Origin of the sequence: Flavobacterium sp. HJSW_4, assembly GCF_042436695.1 — a bacterium.
In the GTDB taxonomy this organism is placed as follows: domain Bacteria; phylum Bacteroidota; class Bacteroidia; order Flavobacteriales; family Flavobacteriaceae; genus Flavobacterium.
In genome coordinates, this window is the sequence record NZ_JBHNPP010000006.1 from 1 (window position 1) to 17,377 (window position 17,377).

At 30.5% G+C, this 17,377-nt stretch carries 14 protein-coding genes; 7 read left to right on the forward strand and 7 right to left on the reverse strand.

What is annotated here, in order from left to right:
* Nucleotides 1–1,393 (reverse strand): L,D-transpeptidase family protein (locus ACE01P_RS07215; protein WP_379695731.1); only part of this gene is annotated, 1,393 nt, incomplete at its 3' end.
* A 291-nt stretch (nucleotides 1,394–1,684) separates the two neighbouring features.
* Between ACE01P_RS07215 and ACE01P_RS07220 the strand changes: the two genes are divergently transcribed.
* From ACE01P_RS07220 to ACE01P_RS07230, 3 genes are all read left to right on the forward strand, one after another.
* Nucleotides 1,685–5,125, forward strand: coding sequence for a methylmalonyl-CoA mutase family protein (locus ACE01P_RS07220; RefSeq protein ID WP_379695733.1), 3,441 nt, complete (start codon nucleotides 1,685–1,687; stop codon nucleotides 5,123–5,125).
* Nucleotides 5,126–5,313: 188 nt separating this feature from the next.
* The gene (locus ACE01P_RS07225; protein WP_379695735.1) at nucleotides 5,314–7,587 is read left to right on the forward strand and encodes an AAA family ATPase; all 2,274 of its coding nucleotides are present in this window, start codon (nucleotides 5,314–5,316) and stop codon (nucleotides 7,585–7,587) included.
* Complete coding sequence (locus ACE01P_RS07230; RefSeq protein ID WP_379695738.1) at nucleotides 7,574–8,542, forward strand: hypothetical protein; 969 nt, start codon at nucleotides 7,574–7,576, stop codon at nucleotides 8,540–8,542. The genes ACE01P_RS07225 and ACE01P_RS07230 overlap by 14 nt, the downstream gene beginning before the upstream one ends.
* A 294-nt stretch (nucleotides 8,543–8,836) precedes the next feature.
* On the opposite strand, the gene ACE01P_RS07235 is transcribed toward ACE01P_RS07230, so the two are convergent.
* Complete coding sequence (locus tag ACE01P_RS07235) at nucleotides 8,837–8,998, reverse strand: hypothetical protein (RefSeq protein ID WP_379695740.1); 162 nt, start codon at nucleotides 8,996–8,998, stop codon at nucleotides 8,837–8,839.
* Between the two features lie 132 nt (nucleotides 8,999–9,130).
* Here ACE01P_RS07235 and ACE01P_RS07240 point away from each other — a divergent pair, with 132 nt between their 5' ends.
* The gene (locus ACE01P_RS07240; RefSeq protein WP_379695742.1) at nucleotides 9,131–10,705 is read left to right on the forward strand and encodes a T9SS type A sorting domain-containing protein; all 1,575 of its coding nucleotides are present in this window, start codon (nucleotides 9,131–9,133) and stop codon (nucleotides 10,703–10,705) included.
* A 78-nt stretch (nucleotides 10,706–10,783) separates the two neighbouring features.
* Here ACE01P_RS07240 and ACE01P_RS07245 read toward each other — a convergent pair whose 3' ends face one another.
* Nucleotides 10,784–11,170: a flagellar motor protein MotB gene (locus ACE01P_RS07245; RefSeq protein ID WP_379695744.1), complete on the reverse strand. Its 387-nt coding sequence runs from the start codon at nucleotides 11,168–11,170 to the stop codon at nucleotides 10,784–10,786.
* Between the two features lie 274 nt (nucleotides 11,171–11,444).
* Between ACE01P_RS07245 and ACE01P_RS07250 the strand changes: the two genes are divergently transcribed.
* Complete coding sequence (locus ACE01P_RS07250) at nucleotides 11,445–11,954, forward strand: hypothetical protein (RefSeq protein ID WP_379695746.1); 510 nt, start codon at nucleotides 11,445–11,447, stop codon at nucleotides 11,952–11,954.
* A 50-nt stretch (nucleotides 11,955–12,004) separates the two neighbouring features.
* On the opposite strand, the gene ACE01P_RS07255 is transcribed toward ACE01P_RS07250, so the two are convergent.
* From ACE01P_RS07255 to ACE01P_RS07270, 4 genes are all read right to left on the reverse strand, one after another.
* Nucleotides 12,005–12,391: a secretion protein gene (locus ACE01P_RS07255; protein WP_306156779.1), complete on the reverse strand. Its 387-nt coding sequence runs from the start codon at nucleotides 12,389–12,391 to the stop codon at nucleotides 12,005–12,007.
* 363 nt (nucleotides 12,392–12,754) lie between these two features.
* Nucleotides 12,755–13,156, reverse strand: a complete 402-nt coding sequence (locus tag ACE01P_RS07260; RefSeq protein ID WP_379695748.1) for a T9SS type A sorting domain-containing protein — start codon at nucleotides 13,154–13,156, stop codon at nucleotides 12,755–12,757.
* A gap of 499 nt (nucleotides 13,157–13,655) precedes the next feature.
* On the reverse strand, nucleotides 13,656–14,060 hold the full coding sequence (locus ACE01P_RS07265) for a T9SS type A sorting domain-containing protein (RefSeq protein ID WP_379695750.1): 405 nt from the start codon (nucleotides 14,058–14,060) through the stop codon (nucleotides 13,656–13,658).
* Between the two features lie 556 nt (nucleotides 14,061–14,616).
* Nucleotides 14,617–14,982 carry a DUF3244 domain-containing protein gene (locus ACE01P_RS07270; protein ID WP_379695752.1) on the reverse strand — a complete coding sequence of 122 codons (366 nt, stop codon included), beginning with the start codon at nucleotides 14,980–14,982 and terminating at the stop codon, nucleotides 14,617–14,619.
* A 450-nt stretch (nucleotides 14,983–15,432) separates the two neighbouring features.
* Between ACE01P_RS07270 and ACE01P_RS07275 the strand changes: the two genes are divergently transcribed.
* Nucleotides 15,433–16,305 carry an AraC family transcriptional regulator gene (locus ACE01P_RS07275; protein WP_379695754.1) on the forward strand — a complete coding sequence of 291 codons (873 nt, stop codon included), beginning with the start codon at nucleotides 15,433–15,435 and terminating at the stop codon, nucleotides 16,303–16,305.
* 165 nt (nucleotides 16,306–16,470) lie between these two features.
* Nucleotides 16,471–17,340 (forward strand): alpha/beta hydrolase, encoded by an 870-nt coding sequence (locus ACE01P_RS07280; protein WP_379695756.1) that lies wholly within the window; start codon nucleotides 16,471–16,473, stop codon nucleotides 17,338–17,340.
* The last annotated feature ends 37 nt before the right edge of the window (nucleotides 17,341–17,377 follow it).

Sequence of the window (17,377 nt, forward strand, 5' to 3'; positions counted from 1 at the left end):
CTTTGTCAATTTTGGCTTGATTCCATTCAGGATAATCTTTCAGCATCGCAACGGCTAATTCTTTAGCCATTTTTACATTAATACAACCGTGGCTGAAAGTTCTTTTTTCAAAATCGAACAAAGTTTTAGATGGCGTATCGTGCATATAAATATCCTCTTTATTCGGAAACATAAATTTTACTAATCCTAAAGAGTTGTCTGGTCCTGGTTTTTGTCTTACTTGGCCGTTAATCATTTCCATATTTTTCTCTGCAAGATAATTTGGATCTGCAGCGATTTTAGATTTTAACTCGTTTTGTACAATGCTTTGAGGTACTGTCCAATACGGACTAAAAACGATTCTGTCAATTTCGCCATTAAAAATGGTTGTTTTAGTTAAAGGCGCTCCAACAAATACAGGTGAAGTCAATTGAATTTTTCCGTCTTTCACATAAATCAATTCGTAAGAAGGAACATTTACCAAAACATACTCATCGCTAGCGGCAATTTGAGCCGAAATTTCACGGCATCTTTCCATGTTTAGTTTTAAAGTCGCAACCTTATCTTCAATCGGAATATTCATTTCTTTAATATGATCTTCTGCTAAAATATAATTAGGTTTAAAACCATTACGAACTTTATATTTCATTACAGCATCCATCAATTCACGATCATAAACATCGCTTTTAGAATCGCTTTTTAAATCACCTAACAAATATAAACGAGTTCTAACTTGAGCAATCGTACTCGAAACCGCATCTGGACGAAGATCTTGGTAAGGAGTTTCTGCTGGAACGATTGGTTTCCATTTGCTAGATTTTTCTAATCTTTTGTATTTTTTAAGAACGTCTTGCAATTTGTAATATTGATCATATTCTACTTTTGCATTCGCATCAACAGTAGCGGTATTTTCTTCTAGCGTACTGTAGTTTAAGAAATCTTTTAGCATTACATCATAAGCTAGTCTTTTCTTGTCAGCATTGCTTTTTTTAGTGTATACGACATACAAAGAACTTAAAAGCATATCTGCATCAGTTTGAGAAAGAGCACTTTTGTCTGATGAAGAACTAAATAATTGGTCAATTTCTTTTTGATAAGGAATTACCAAATCATTTGTTTTTTTTGCTTTTTCATACAAAACAGATCCGAATTCATTGATTTCTTGCTCATCAAACCAAATTGATCCTAGCGTTCTGTTTTTGTATAACGACATGACATCTGATTTATATTTTTTTAAATCCGAATATCTTTTAAAGAAGTCGTTCGAAATTTTGTCTACATCATTTTGGTTGTTGTTGTAAACAGTTAAATGGTTTGAAGCTTTATATGTAAGTTTATTGTTTTCAATCTTATTAAAAGAAAATACAAAAAAACTCAAACCTAAAATTACGGTGAATGAATAAAATGTTTTCATTTTTTTAATTTTTACGTTACTACTTTTCTACGTAAGTCGTTGGTAAAAATTTGGGGCTTTTCTACAATGCTAAATTACTTTAGGAGTGTTTCAAACACGTTTTCATATTTTATTTAAATGTTGCGAAATTGCCATGTTATTAAGCTTTCTTTAACAATATCAGTTACTTAGCTTAAATATCGGCTCAAGAGGTCACGAAATCGATTTATTTTTGTTAACATAAAGCTAGAACATTAATCAAATATTAAAATATTTTGTACATTGGTCGCTTAAAATTATCATATTCATAAAATGGAACAACAAATACCATATATTCCTAAAAATAAAGTAAGAATTGTTACTGCTGCTTCGCTTTTTGACGGACATGATGCTGCCATCAATATCATGCGTCGTATAATACAGTCTACGGGCGTTGAGGTGATTCACCTTGGCCATGACAGAAGTGTTGAAGAAGTGGTAAATACCGCAATTCAAGAAGATGCTAATGCGATTGCAATGACATCTTATCAAGGCGGGCACAATGAATACTTTAAATATATGTATGACTTGCTTAAAGAAAAAGGAGCAGGGCACATTAAAATCTTCGGTGGTGGCGGAGGTGTAATTCTTCCAAGTGAAATTTCAGAATTGCACGAATATGGTATTACGAGAATTTATTCTCCAGATGATGGACGTTCTTTAGGACTTCAAGGAATGATTAATGATTTGGTGCAACGTGCTGATTTTCCTATTGGAGATAAATTAAACGGAGAAATTGATCACATCGAAAATAAAGTTCCAACTGCAATTGCACGTTTGATTTCAGCAGCAGAGAATTTCCCAGAAATTGCAAAACCTGTTTTTGATAAAATTCACGATAGTAACGCCACTTCTAAAATTCCAGTTTTGGGAATTACTGGAACGGGAGGTGCAGGAAAATCTTCTTTGGTGGACGAATTGGTTCGCCGATTTTTAATTGATTTTCCAGAAAAAACAATCGGATTGGTTTCTGTCGATCCTTCGAAAAGAAAAACCGGAGGAGCGCTTTTAGGAGACAGAATCCGTATGAATGCAATTAATAATCCGAGAGTTTATATGCGTTCGCTGGCAACACGTCAGTCGAATTTGGCTTTGTCTAAATATGTAGCCGAAGCGATTCAGGTTTTGAAAGCAGCAAAATACGATTTGATTATTTTGGAAACCTCAGGAATCGGACAGTCTGATACCGAAATTATGGATCATTCAGACGTTTCTTTATATGTAATGACACCAGAATTTGGAGCGGCAACGCAATTAGAGAAAATCGACATGCTTGATTTCGCCGATTTAGTGGCTTTAAACAAATTTGATAAACGTGGTGCTTTAGACGCTTTACGCGATGTAAAAAAACAATATCAGAGAAACCATAATCTTTGGGATAAAAATCCTGATGAAATGCCAGTTTTCGGTACAATTGCTTCGCAGTTCAACGATCCGGGAATGAACACGCTTTATAAAGCGATCATGGATAAAGTGGCTGAAAAAACGAATTCAGACTTGAAATCGACTTTTCAAATCACTAAAGAAATGAGCGAGAAAATATTCGTGATTCCGCCACACAGAACACGTTATCTATCTGAAATAGCCGAGAATAACAGAAGTTATGATGAGGTTGCGATTTCTCAGCAAAAAGTTGCTCAGAAATTATACGGAATCTTTAAAACGATAGAATCGGTTTCTGGAAAAATTCCTCAAATTACAAAAGCAGGAATCGACGATTCAACTGTTTTACCAAGCGGAATCGCAGAACACGACGAAAATAGAATCTTCTTAAATCTTTTACTGAATCAATTTGATAAAGTAAAAATGGATTTAGATCCATACAATTGGGAAATTATCCTGAATTGGGCTGATAAAGTAGCGAAATACAAAAATCCAGTTTACAGCTTTAAGGTTCGTGATAAAGAAATCAAAATCGCGACACATTCTGAGAGTTTGTCACATTTGCAAATCCCAAAAATTGCTTTGCCTAAATATGAAGGTTGGGGCGATATTTTACGTTGGAATTTACAGGAAAATGTTCCTGGAGAATTTCCTTTCGCTTCTGGATTGTATCCTTTTAAACGTGAAGGCGAAGATCCGTCGAGAATGTTTGCGGGCGAGGGCGGACCAGAAAGAACCAACAAACGTTTTCATTATGTAAGCGCGGGAATGCCTGCAAAACGTCTTTCTACGGCTTTTGACAGTGTAACTTTATACGGAAACGATCCAGATTTGCGTCCGGATATTTACGGAAAAATTGGAAATGCAGGAGTTTCAATCTGCTGTTTAGATGATGCTAAAAAACTATATTCAGGTTTCGATTTGGTTCATGCTTTGACTTCGGTAAGTATGACTATCAACGGACCTGCGCCAATGCTTTTAGGTTTCTTTATGAATGCGGCGATCGATCAGCAATGCGAGATTTACATTAAAGAAAATGGTTTAGAAAAAGAAGTTGAAGCAAAAATCAACAAATTATATAAAGACAAAGGAATCGAAAGACCGAAATACCAAGGCGAACTTCCAGCAGGAAACAACGGTTTGGGATTAATGCTTTTGGGCGTTACGGGAGATCAGGTTTTGCCTTTGGATGTTTACAATGAAATAAAAGTAAAAACGTTAGCTCAAGTTCGTGGAACGGTTCAAGCGGATATTTTAAAAGAAGATCAGGCGCAGAATACTTGTATTTTTTCAACTGAATTTGCGCTTCGATTAATGGGAGACGTTCAGGAATATTTTATTACTAAAAACGTTCGTAATTTCTATTCGGTTTCGATTTCAGGATATCACATTGCCGAGGCGGGAGCGAATCCAATTACGCAATTGGCGTTTACGCTTTCAAATGGTTTCACTTACGTGGAATATTATTTGAGCCGTGGCATGAACATCAACGATTTTGGACCAAACTTATCGTTCTTTTTCTCGAATGGAGTAGATCCAGAATATTCAGTAATTGGTCGTGTGGCGCGTAAGATTTGGGCAAAAGCCATGAAATTGAAATACGGAGCCAACGAAAGAGCACAAATGCTGAAATACCATATTCAGACTTCTGGACGTTCGTTACATGCGCAAGAAATTGATTTCAATGATATTAGGACCACTTTGCAAGCTTTGTATGCGATTTACGATAACTGTAATTCATTGCACACCAATGCTTACGACGAAGCAATTACAACACCAACAGAAGAATCGGTTCGTCGTGCCATGGCAATTCAGTTGATTATCAATAAAGAATTAGGTTTAGCGAAAAACGAAAACCCAATTCAAGGTTCATTTATCATCGAAGAATTAACCGATTTGGTTGAAGAAGCCGTTTTACAAGAATTCGACAGAATTACGGAAAGAGGCGGAGTTCTAGGCGCAATGGAAACGATGTATCAGCGTTCTAAAATTCAGGAAGAAAGTTTGTATTACGAAACCTTAAAACACAATGGAGATTTCCCAATTGTTGGTGTAAATACATTCTTGAGTTCAAAAGGTTCGCCAACGGTAATTCCGGCTGAAGTAATTCGTGCCACAGAAGAAGAAAAACAATACCAGATTACGATGCTGGACAACCTGCATAATTTCCACGAAGCAAAAGTAAACGAGCATTTAAGCCAGTTACAAGAAGCCGCAATTAAAAACGAAAACTTATTCGATTATTTAATGGAAGCTACAAAAGTTTGTTCGTTAGGGCAGATTACTTCGGCTTTGTTTGAAGTTGGTGGGCAGTATAGAAGGAATATGTAATTATTTGCTGTTTTATAATTTATGGAAAAACCTCTCAGGATGACTGGGAGGTTTTTTGTATGGCACTTTATGGTTTTCCTCAATTTTATGCAATTATGATTCTATATATTAGCTGCAAGGAAATACTTTGTTAAATATCTCTACCTAATTGAATTAATCTTTAAGACAAAAAATATTACTATATAATTATGGAAACTTTTAAATTACTTGCTATTCGACCTCTTGAAAATTGTAATAAACTATATTCTAAGAATTTACATTTGGGAGAAGTTTATTCTTTTTACAATGATTACGAATTTCTCTCTGAAAGTAATGAGAAAGTTGCTGGTAATACTGAAACTTCAAAAATAAAATATAGTAAATCTGTTCCTGAAGATTTATATAACATTACAACAGCCGATGGTAAAAGACATAATGTTAATATTTCAGCGATTGTAGGAAAAAATGGTTCTGGAAAGAGCGCTCTAACAGAATTAGTTTTTATAACAATTTATCTACTATCTGTTAATCGTGATATTCTTTTTCCAAATTTAGAAAGTATACCTAAAGCTGTTAAAGAAATTACTGAAAATTTAAATATTATAAATAGACGAAGAGAAAAAACTCTGGAGCAAGACGAAATTTCTTCAGAGTTAGAAAAGTTTAAAAATTTTTTAACTTACGATGTCGATTTTGATCATGTAAAAAATTATTTTAAAAAATATTTAAAAAAAGAAAAAAAAATAATTAGAAAGAAAAGTAATTACGAAGAGAAAATTAGAAGTCTAATAGATAAAGAGAATGAAATTAATACGATTCAAAATGCTTTATTTGTAGAAATTTATTATCAAATATCAAATACAATATTTAAAATCAAAATAGCTGGGATTAATCAAAAAACAAACATTCCTGTATGTGATATTTATTTGGTAAATAGTAATTTAATTGAAACTAATCATGAAATTATTTCTATAGTAAGGGATTTAAAGATTGATAAAATTATTGATAATTCTATTGATATAACTAAATATTTCTTTTATACTATCTCAATTAACTATTCTCAGTATTCTCTAAATTCAAATTTTCTTGGAGATTGGATAAACTCTTTATTTCATAAAAATGATGGTTATCAAACTCCTATTGTTATTAATCCGATGAGAGATAAAGGCAATTATGATATAAATAAAGAAATGAAATTTGCTAAATATCGTTTGTTATCTAATATTTTAATAGAACAAAATAATTTGAAAGATGATAAACCTATTTATATTTCAGAAAATTTCAATATCTCATTTATAAGATTTAGTTTAAATGAAACTAAAATAAAAGAACAAAAGAAAAAAAATCAAGAAGATATTGAAATTGAACGCGATCACAACCTAGTTAAAGATCTTTTATTATATTTTTTAAATATTGAAGAGATAAGGTCAGTCAAGAAATCTAATAGAGACTATTTTGATCTTATTAGTAATTATATTGTTGATAAATTTGATAAAATCTTAAATACTTATGTGGGGTATGAAGGTGATTATCACCCAAATGATACTTTATTCAATGAAAAAATTATTGATAAATTATTTAAAGACGGAAGCCATATAACTTTTAAGTTGCATCAAGCCATAAATTTTTTACAGCATAATAAGATTAAGTCATATTCAAAAAAACTTTTTAACATTCAAGAGGATTATATTGATTTTTCTTTGAAAGAACTAATTGAATGGATGGGAAATCCAAAGTCAGAGGATATAATTAAGAATTTGCCACCACCTATTTTTAATTTTGAAATTTTTTTATCTAATGGAAAAGATAAAGAAATTAGTTTTAATACTCTGAGTTCAGGTGAACAACAATTAATTCATTCAATTCAATCAGTTGTTTATCATATTAACAATTTACAATCAGTTTATTCAAGTTCTGTTAATAGAATTTCTTATAAATATATTAATATTCTATACGATGAAATTGAATTATATTTCCATCCAGAATATCAAAAAAGATTTATAAATGAACTTTTGAAATCATTAGAAAAATTGTATTTAGATAAAATAGAAGGTATTAATATTCTTTTTTCTTCACATTCACCTTTCATTTTATCTGATATACCTTCTTCAAATATTTTAAAATTAAAAAATGGAGAGATACAGTTAAAAAAAATCAATGAACAAACTTTTGGAGCAAATATCAATGATATTTTAGCAAATGACTTTTTTTTAAAAAATGGCTTCATGGGGGAATTTGTAAAAGATAGGATAAACTCTGTCATTGATTTTATTACGGAGGATGAGAATCCTAATAATATTTGGACATTAAATACAGCAAAAGAGTTTATTGAATTAATAGGTGAACCCCTTATCAGAGCCGAATTAAGAGAATTATTTTTAAGATCGTTTTATATTGAAGAAAATGTAGATGTTCAACAATTAGAGCAAGAAATTGAGCGATTACAAAATATAATAAAATCAAAAAACAATGATTTCAATTAATAGCCAAATAATAGAAAATATTTTCATAGATAATAAAATAGATATAGACAATTTAATTATATCAAGAAGGGCTTCGTTATCTAAGTTTTTGATTAGTCCATTACCAATAATAAATTTATTTATTGGAAAAAAGAAACTGAATTTAAATCAAATTAATTATTTATACTATTTACATAGTAATTTTGAAAAAATTGTTAGAGCAAATAGCCTTGAACTAGAAAAATTCAAGAAGGCATTTGACGCTATTATTCCAGTAAATACAATGAGAATGGATTCTCATAAAGCTTTTAGAAATAAGTTGATTGATATTTTAGGATATAAAATTTTACGAGATAATTTTTATCCAGACTATTTTGAAAAAATAGGAATTAGATCCTGCGTTTATTGTAATTCTCAATATGCATTAACTGTTAGAAAAGTTGATGGTATTAAGTGTGCTAAGTTTCAAATTGACCATTTTCTATCTAAGTCAGATTATCCTTGTTTTAGTATTTCTTTTTATAATCTTTATCCTGTTTGTGGATCTTGTAACAATAGCAAGAGCACAAAAACATTAAAATTTAAATTATATTCGGATAGTTTTAAAGATTATAATAAATCTGATTTTAAGTTTTTACTAGATAAAAAATCTTTATTGAAATATAGAGTCAACGGAATTGATTCAGAGTTAAAAATAATATTTAATGATGGTATTAGTGATTTTAATAATGTGCTTGCAGTTGAAGGTATATATAATACTCAAAAAGATATAGCGGAAGAAATAGTTTTAAAATCAATGATTTATAATAGAGCATATACTGATTCTTTAAGAAGATCATTAGAAAAACTTTATCATGACAAATCACCTATGATCGAACGACTATTAGTTGGTAATTATTTAGATGAAAAAGACATTCATAAACGGCCAATGGCGAAATTTATACAGGATATAGCTAAACAGTTAAAGTTAATTTAAAATTAAAGAAATACAAAAATTTAATTTTGTAAAAATAGGTTGTATAATCCAAGGATAATATAAAAAGTAAAAAACTTACTAGTGTACAACCAAAGGAATTAATGCCTATTCTTTTGGGAATGTTTTTTTGATAAAAATCGTAGAGAATTGAAACCACTAAGAGAAGTTTTAAGATATTGTAGAGTTTCTCGCGAAGATTTCTCCTCCGTCGAAATGATAAGATCGTGCGTTAATTGTATATAAAAAGGAATATGAGTTTCAAACCGTGACATTTAATCACGGTTTGAAATATAGCTATTCAACAACCTCCCCAACATACCCTAAAAACTCCATTTCATCCAAAGGGAAAATAGAAAGAACCGTTTCCAGAACTAGACCAACATTTATAGAATCCGATTTTTTCTTTTCTGGATTATGCATATCGTTTTCTAGCGCTAGAATGCAGAGTTTTAGCATATCAGTAATAAGACAGCCGAGTTCGAAATAATTTAAAACTTTAATTTGGGCGATTTGTTTTATGTTTTTTCTGTAGTCTGTTTTTTATAAAAGTATATATTTACATTTCTATAAATCAAATCAGTTTACCATATGAAAATAAAATTACTTCTAATTTTTTTCGCATTTGTAATTGTAAAGGCCAATGCCCAACAAAAAATATATGATTTTTCAAGTTATGCGGGAGGTTTTCAAAAAATTAATAATAAGCTGATATTCGAAGCAAGTACGTCTGATACTGGCCGTGAAATATGGCTAAGTGATGGCACGACTTCAAATACAAAACTAATAAAAGATATATACCCAGGTACAGAATCTTCAGTTGCATGGACGCTGACACGAAGTGCCGAAATTAATAATAATTTATATTTTATAGCAAAAGACGAAAATTCGGCTGGAGAAATATGGAAAACAGATGGAACTGAAGCTGGTACTGTAAAAGTAACAAGTTTTATTAATGGTAGGACTAGAAAGCTTACGGCTGTGGGAAATTTGATTTATTTCTTAATCAAGGAAGATGATTATAAATTGCAAGTTTGGAAAACTGATGGAACAACAGCAGGAACAGTATTAGTTAAAGATAATTTACCTATTTGGAATACACCAACTTTTGAAGGCAAATGCAATTCTACTTTTATATTTACTTTTCAGCCTCAAGGTACAAATAATTCTAAAGTATGGAGAAGTGATGGTACTTCAGCGGGAACATTTTCGATAACTGATGAAATAGATGGAAATGGATCTGATAGTGGAGGTACATCTGGACTATCGCAATATATAGAGCATAATGGTAAATTGTATTTTGTTAGTAGGTATTATTTACATGAAACAGATGGAACATTTGTAAATACAAAAACGATAGGGGAAGTTTGGAGAGCACAAATCAATTTAGTGTCGCATAGCAGTGTTATTGAAGCAGGAAATAATTTATATTTTATGTTTTTTTCTGCTGATTTAAATAAATTGTCTATATGGAAATTTGATTCAGTTAATAGCAAAGTAGGAGAAATTTACAGCAAAACTAGTACGCATTATTTTCCTCCATCTAATTTTACAAAAACGGCTAATTCACTACTTTTTTCTTCAGCAAATGAAACAGGAGGTGCATCTTTAATGTCATTAAATCTTGTAAATTTTACAGAAACAAATTTGGGAGAATTGTCAAATGGTATACCTAAACCTTTCATGTTTATTGATATGATGGATTCTTCTACTTTTGGTAAGATTAATGATAATCAATATTATATAGCATCGATAGATGAAAAACGATTTACGAAAGGATATATTTTTGATTCCAAACTAAATTCTCTACAGCAAATTAGTGCGTTAGATAATGTGCTAAATTTTGTTTCTTTTAATAATGATTTCTACTATGCAAAAGATAATATATTTTGGAAATATGGTAATAACTTAAGCATTCCATTAAGGGAAAATAAATCGGCTTTAACTTTCTATCCAAATCCATCGAGCGATTTTATAAATGTAAAGGCTGAAAATGAAGAAGAGGTTGAAAGTTTTCAAATTTTCGATTTGAATGGAAGATTGATAATGGGTGAGGAATTGGGTTTAAATGATAAAATTGATATTTCGAAATTAAGCCAAGGGGCCTATTTGTTGAAGGCAAAAGTTAATGGAGCTTTAATTTCAAAGAAAATAATAAAAAAATAGATTACTTTAGCGTAGCTATTAAATTTTTAAAAAACCTCCCAGAAATGAGAGGTTTTTTTTATATCTATTCAAGTTCTATCAAACTTTACTTTTTATAGCACTTTTAGGTTTACGTTTTAATTTTTCGATAAGCGCATCGGCTTTTGCATTTTCAGAAATAAAACGTAACGATTCTGCGTAGCGGTAATAATAAACGGGATCTAAATCTGTGGTTAGGGCGAAAAGTTCGCGATACCATTCGGCAGCTTTTTCTAGTTCGCAATTAGAATAAGAAGAATTTCCTAGCTTTTGGAATAAGTCAATAGATTTGTAACCCTTTGCAGCAACTTTTTCGTAAGTTCTTATGACATCAACATACGCGTACTTTTCGCCGACTTTGTCAGTTTTATAAAAGGTTTCCTTTTGCGCAACAGCACGAAAGGAAAATACGATTAACGGGACTAAAATAGCTAGTTTTTTCTGCATAGGTTTTAGTTTGGGTTGTGGTATTTAATCGTATTCATAATTGTTTTTGAGAATCTTTTTTTACTGTAAAAAACAGCTTTAAGCAATTATAAACTTTAAAATTTTGTTTTTATTATATGCTAATGCAATTTTTGATGTACAAATATATGGAAATCAATGATATGAGTTGCTTTTTAACGATGTTTTTTTGATTTTATCGATTATATTTTATTCTTTAAAGTAATTGATTACGTGTGTTTTATGATTTTTATATAAATAGAAAAACGATTTTTAAATGATATTTTTATTTATAAAAAAATATCATTTAAATTTATATCACTTAAGGCTTTTCAAGATGACAATACAGGAATATTTAGACAAAATAGAGGCTTTGCAACGCGAAAAAACTAAGATTGTATTTTCTAATAATGCGAATCTGGAGCTTTGTATTCAAAAAATAAAAAGTATAGATACAAACCTGTCTTTCAATCTTAATGAAATATTACGAAAATTAGATTCTAAAATGATAACTGTGAATAAAGATGTAATAAAACGGTTTTCAGATCATTTAGGATTGTTGTTTTTGGAAGAACAAAAATCAGAAAATGTATGTTTTGCTAATAGCGATGAGGTTAGGCCAGAATACAGGCAAAGCTTCAAATTGATCGATTTGCTGGATTATGTTTATGCTTTTGCACATTCTTTTGCTTTTAAAGAGTCTGAAAGAATTTTACTGGCATCTGAAACTGATCTTTTTTGGGAATTGGTAAAAATCGGCTTTACCTTTAGAAAAGAGAATATATAAAAAAAGCAGCTCCTGGTACGAGCTGCTTTTAATTCTTTGGGGGCAAAAAATTAACGACGGAAAGAAGGACTCTGGTTAACAGATTGGTCTAACTTTACAGTCTTTACTTTTTTAGCAGCGACTTTAATTTCGTGTTTCGCAACTTTGTCGTTTGCTTTCACTTCAAGAACATAAGTTCCAGCAGGAAAACTTTCTAAACTAATTGTTTTTGAAACTTCTAATTTGTCCGCTGCAGATTCTCCCGCATAAAGTAAGTTGTGATTCTCGTCGTAGATAGAGAAAGATGCATTTTCTACAGTGTCTAAAGTAAAGCTAACTACTTTTCCGTTTCCTGTTTTGATATTTAAAATGTAATCACCTTTTCCGTCTAGGGCGTAGGTAAACACAGTCGCTAAAAAAAAGGCAGCAACTAAACCAGCTTTGGTAAATTTTGTCATGTTTTTTTTAAATTGTTAATTACTAAATGTGGAACGTGTAAAACTACAAATACAAATTTAATTTTTAGCAATAAAAAGGCATTTTTAAATGCTTAAGTTGTTGAATTGTAATTATTTCTGTATTTTGTTTGAACTATGTACGTAATTACTGGGCTTACGGATTTATTTTTGTCAATAATTTTTAGCGCTTAAAAATCAAAGAGTTGGAATTAATAAGAATAATTTTCAGAAAATTTATTGTTTTATGATTTTACTTCAAACCTTAAACAAAAAAAACAGCTCTAAACCACAAAGAGCTGTTTCTTAAAACGTAATTATTAACTTTTTCTAACCTTGATTTGTAACTTTTCTACGCACAAATTCTTAGCGTGCAGCAACAGTTGAATTTTTAGCAAAACCTGATTTGTAAACTGAAGAAACTGCATTTCTTGATAAAACAGCATTATCAGTTATTGAAATTTCATATTTTGCTTTTTTCACATTGTCTTCTACTTCTAAGAAATAAGTTCCTTCAGGAAATTCTTCTAAACTGAAAGTTCTCAAAATTCCATCTTTTCCAGAGGCGCTTTCAGAATAAATTAAAGTTCCATCATTGTCATAAATAGCTAAATTGGCTTTCTGTACTTTATTAAGTGCGAAAGTGATCAGTTTTCCATTAGCTTTTAATACATGAAGATTAAATTCTCCATTTCCATCAATTGCGTAAGTGCTTATTCCTGTGAAAAGCAACGCTGCTACTAAACTCAATTTTGCAATCTTTTTCATGGTACTTAGTTTTTAAATTATTAGTTCTAATTCTCTGATGCTAAATTAGTTATATAGTACTTTGAAAAGAGCAACTGTATTTTCCTATTTCTATGCTATATTCTCATTTACGAAACCGTTATAGGTTAAAACGTGAATTATATTTATTGTATTTGTTAATTCAGTTATTATTTTTCAATGTTTCGCTTGATTTTAACTTTACAATGAGTTAGGGATTTCTTTACAAAATTCTGTATCGAATTTAACCGCAAAGCGCGCTAAGATCTACGCAAAGCACACGAAGTTGTTTTAAAATAAAAAAGTTCACAAAGCATAAAAATAAACTTTGCGAACTTTGCGAACCCTTAGCGTCTTTGCGGTAAAAAAATCTTTGCGGTTAATTAGGGGCAAAAAAAAACAGCTCTATAACCACAAAGAGCTGTTTTTAAAACTTTTGAAAGTTTTTAAACTTACTAACTATCTAACCTCACTTTTATACTTTATGAAAGCATAAACTTTTTTAGCGCGTTGCCACACTTGTATTTTTATCGAAACCTGATTTGTAAACTGAAGAAACTGCTTTTTGAGTTAAAACAGAAACATCATCGCTTACTATTATTTCGTATTTTGCTTTTTTTGCATTGTCTTCTATTTCTAAGAAGTAAGTTCCTTCTGGAAATTCTTCTAAACTGAAGGTTCTTAAAATTCCATCTTTACCTGAAGCAGTTTCAGAATAAATTAAAGATCCGTCTTTGTCATAAATAGCTAGGTTGGCTTTTTGCGTTTGGTTAAGACCAAAAGTGATCGCTTTGCCATTAGCTTTAATTACATGCAGATTAAAATCTGCTACTCCATCAATTGCATATGTGCTTATTCCTGTGAAAAGCAACGCTGCTACTAAACTCAATCTAACAATCTTTTTCATGGTATTTAGTTTTTAAATTAATAGTTCTAATTCTCTGATGCTAAATTACTTCTGTTGTAAGTAAAAAATCACAACTGTGTTTTCCTATTTATATGCTGTATTCTCATTTACGAAACCGTTATAGGTTAAAAATTGAATTATATTTATCGTTTTTACCAAAACGCATATTATTTTTCAACATTTTTGATAATTTTTAATTTACATTGCCATAAAGATTTCTTTAAAAATGTAGGAATTATTTAAAGATTCTAAGATGCTGAGATACTAAGGTTCTGAGTTTTTCCTTTTGGGGTTTAATTGTAGAGGTACGCAGTAGTGCTTCTTATGCTGATTTAATAACAATGGATAAAAAGAACTTAGAACCTTAGTATCTCAGTATCTTAGCATCTTTGAAAAAAGTATAAAGCAAAAAAAAACAGCTCAGTAACCACAAAGAGCTGTTTTTAAAACTTTTGAAAGTTTTTAACTTACTAACTATCTAACCTCACTTTTTATACTGTATTAGAGTATAAAGTTTTAAGTGCCGTGAAGAATTGCACTTAACGTTTGTATTTTCTTAGTTAACAGAAACTGTTCCTTTTGAAGACAAAACAGAACTGTTAGCATTTACATTAATATCGTATTGTACTTTTTTGAAGTTATCAGAAACTTCTAAAATGTATTTTCCTTGTGGAAACTCTTCTAAACTGAAAGTTCTTAAGATTCCAGTTTTACCAGAAGCATTTTCAGTATAGATTAAATTACCATTTGTATCATATATACTGATAACTGCTTTTTGTAATTGATTAATTCCAAAAGCAATTACCTTGCCATTTCCTTTTAATACGTGAAGATTTAACGCTTCATTTCCATCAATTGCATAAGTGCTCATTCCTGTTAGAAGTACTGCACATACTAAACTTAATTTCATTATCTTTTTCATATTCTATAGTATTAAATTTTTTTCGTTCATTTCTCTGATGCAAAGTTATAGCAGCATGTGTGGTATTTTAACATCTATATTTTCCAATTTATATGCTATATTCTCATTTACGAAACCGTTATATGTTAAAATTTGACTTTAATGTTGTGTTTTTGTTAATTTGATTGTTTTTCTTCAAAGTTTTTCAAAAACTTGATACATCATAAAATTTCTATATTTCCTACAATTTTTAATATATTTATATAAAATCAGGTTTTAAATAGGATAAATAAAAAAAAAGCAGAGAAAAAAAATAAGACCCTAAAAAAAAACGGATTTTGATGTAGATTATTCAGTGTTAAGTGCGTTATTTTAATGTAAAATTCGCATTTACGAAACCGTTATAGGTTAAAATTTAAATTATTTTAGGTGTTTTTGTTAAATTTGCTATTATTTTTTAAAGAAATTATCATGAAGACTATTGCCCCAGCTCTTGAAGTGATAACTAACTCATACGGAAGTTCTTTTACCTACACTAAACACGCCGAAAAGACCAATAGTAAAGCTCATTTATGGCACTATCATCCAGAAATTGAGTTGGTTTATATAAATGGTGGGGCTGGAAAAAGACAAATAGGAAGCCATGTTTCTTATTATACCAATGGTAGTTTGCTTTTAATAGGAGCTAATTTGCCACATTGCGGTTTTACAAATGAACAAACAGGAAATACAACTGAAACCGTAATTCATATAAAACCTGAATTTTTAGGAAGCGATTTTTTTGTTGCTCCTGAAATGAAAAAGGTGCAAAATATTTTGAAACAAGCTAAAGGCGGAATCGCTTTTGGCGGTGAAGCGAAAAAACGTATCGGAAAGAAAATTGAAATGATGGAGAATGAACCGCCATTTCAAAGATTGATGACACTTTTGAGTGTTTTAGATGAATTGGAATCGGTTGAAGAATATACGATCTTAAATGCAGACGGATTTTCGATGGAACTTCAAACTCAGGATAACGATCGTATGAATGTGGTATTTAATTTTGTAAAAGATCATTTTCAAGAATCTATTTCTATAGATGAAGTTTCGAGTTTGGTTAGCATGACTACACCTTCGTTTTGCCGTTATTTCAAAAAGATTTCAAACAAGACATTTACTGAGTTTGTGAATGAATATCGTTTGGTGCACGCTTCTAAACTTTTGGCAGAACAGCCAATTAGTATTAACGAAGTTTGTTACGAAAGCGGTTTTAATAACTTCAGCCACTTTAGTAAATCATTCAAACAATATACAGGTAAAAGCGCCTCGCAATACCGTCACGAACATAAGATTATAATTAGCTAGTTTTTAGCTGAGTTATTTTTTAGCCACGAATTCACGAATTTTATTAATATGATTTGTGAATTCGTGGCTATCTTTTTTAGCGCAAATAGTAGTCGGATTTTTCATATATTTTATTCTGAAAAAAAGTATATTTACAAAACCTAATCAGAAAAAGAATATCAAAAAATGAAAAAAATTAAAATGCTATTGTCTGCATTTTTGCTTTGTCTTACCACCATGACATACGCTGCAAAAGTAGACACCTTACAAGTTGCCAGCGCAGCTATGGGAAAAACCTATAAAGCTGCGGTAGTTTTACCCAATTCTTATGCAAAAAGCAAATCGACTTTTCCTGTAATGTATTTGTTGCATGGCGCATACGGACATTTTAGCGATTGGTTAAAAAATACTCCAAACAAAAAACTAGTTCATAATCTGGCAGACCAATATAATATGATTATTGTAATGCCAGAAGGAGAGACCTTCAGTTTTTACTTAGACAGTCCTGTAAATAAAGAAAGCCAGTTTGAAACTTTTATTACTCAAGAAGTATTGCAAAAAGTAGATAAAACATATCGAACAATTGCAAATAAAAACGGAAGAGTAATTACAGGTCTTTCGATGGGCGGACATGGCGCATTGTATTTATCGACAAAACATCCTGATTTATTTTGTGCTGCCGGAAGTATGAGCGGTGCCGTAGATATGAGTACGATGCTGAACAGAGATTCTTCAGCACAGATTGTAAAATTGATGCAACCTGTTTTTGGAGATAAAAGTGGCAATACAGAATTATATGAGCAGAATTCTGTTTTGAGAATGGCTGATAAAATAAAAGCAAATAAGCTTCCTTTAATTATAGACTGTGGTGTGGATGATTTTTTAATTGAACCAAACAGAGAATTACACAGAAGATTGGTTTATAACAAAGTTGACCACGATTATACAGAAAGACCAGGAGCGCATACTTGGGATTATTGGGAAAATTCGCTTCCATATCATGTGTTATTTTTTAATAAAATATTAGCTAAGAATCAGCTTACTACAAAAAAATAAAGGAGTTTTTATTCTAAATTAAACCAAATCGTTTTTT

Excerpts from the sequence above, each read along its gene's own strand:
- ACE01P_RS07245 (WP_379695744.1), bottom strand. The coding sequence starts at position 11,170 with ATGCAGAAAAAACTAGCTATTTTAGTCCCGTTAATCGTATTTTCCTTT.
- ACE01P_RS07275 (WP_379695754.1), top strand. The coding sequence starts at position 15,433 with ATGAAGACTATTGCCCCAGCTCTTGAAGTGATAACTAACTCATACGGA.
- ACE01P_RS07225 (WP_379695735.1), top strand. The coding sequence starts at position 5,314 with ATGGAAACTTTTAAATTACTTGCTATTCGACCTCTTGAAAATTGTAAT.
- ACE01P_RS07270 (WP_379695752.1), bottom strand. The coding sequence starts at position 14,982 with ATGAAAAAGATAATGAAATTAAGTTTAGTATGTGCAGTACTTCTAACA.
- ACE01P_RS07220 (WP_379695733.1), top strand. The coding sequence starts at position 1,685 with ATGGAACAACAAATACCATATATTCCTAAAAATAAAGTAAGAATTGTT.
- ACE01P_RS07240 (WP_379695742.1), top strand. The coding sequence starts at position 9,131 with ATGAAAATAAAATTACTTCTAATTTTTTTCGCATTTGTAATTGTAAAG.
- ACE01P_RS07250 (WP_379695746.1), top strand. The coding sequence starts at position 11,445 with ATGATATTTTTATTTATAAAAAAATATCATTTAAATTTATATCACTTA.
- ACE01P_RS07260 (WP_379695748.1), bottom strand. The coding sequence starts at position 13,156 with ATGAAAAAGATTGCAAAATTGAGTTTAGTAGCAGCGTTGCTTTTCACA.
- ACE01P_RS07235 (WP_379695740.1), bottom strand. The coding sequence starts at position 8,998 with ATGCTAAAACTCTGCATTCTAGCGCTAGAAAACGATATGCATAATCCA.
- ACE01P_RS07255 (WP_306156779.1), bottom strand. The coding sequence starts at position 12,391 with ATGACAAAATTTACCAAAGCTGGTTTAGTTGCTGCCTTTTTTTTAGCG.
- ACE01P_RS07280 (WP_379695756.1), top strand. The coding sequence starts at position 16,471 with ATGAAAAAAATTAAAATGCTATTGTCTGCATTTTTGCTTTGTCTTACC.
- ACE01P_RS07265 (WP_379695750.1), bottom strand. The coding sequence starts at position 14,060 with ATGAAAAAGATTGTTAGATTGAGTTTAGTAGCAGCGTTGCTTTTCACA.
- ACE01P_RS07230 (WP_379695738.1), top strand. The coding sequence starts at position 7,574 with ATGATTTCAATTAATAGCCAAATAATAGAAAATATTTTCATAGATAAT.